General features: G+C 37.0%; 1 protein-coding gene. It reads right to left on the bottom strand.

All coding sequences use genetic code 11. The features are described from left to right. Positions 1-311: BspA family leucine-rich repeat surface protein (locus Z053_RS29695; RefSeq protein ID WP_035097400.1), on the bottom strand; the 311-nt coding region annotated here is incomplete at both ends.

Below are 311 nucleotides of genomic sequence, written 5' to 3'. Positions count from 1 at the left end.
CCCAATTATTAATATCCCCATTAAACTTGGCACAACCATAAAACATAGAATGCAATTCTGTTACCTTTGATAAGTTTGGTATATCCTTGGCATTATAAGTCATGTTTTCGCAAAAAATAAAAGCTTCGGCAAAAGACTCCCAAACATTATCTCCCCACTGCTCTATTGTTTCTAATTTTGCAGCATTTGAAACAGCACCATCTCCTTCAACTTCACCAGGTTTATCTTTAAATTGAACTGCTGGTAATACTCCAGAAACAGAAACAGTATGCACTCCTGGTTCTACATAGGTATGCTTCGGGGTAGTTGTT

Origin of the sequence: Aquimarina megaterium XH134, from assembly GCF_000520975.1 — a bacterium.
Classification (GTDB): domain Bacteria; phylum Bacteroidota; class Bacteroidia; order Flavobacteriales; family Flavobacteriaceae; genus Aquimarina; species Aquimarina megaterium.
The sequence above is the reverse complement of the archived record's forward strand: the minus strand, read 5'-3'. Positions and strand labels throughout refer to the sequence as shown.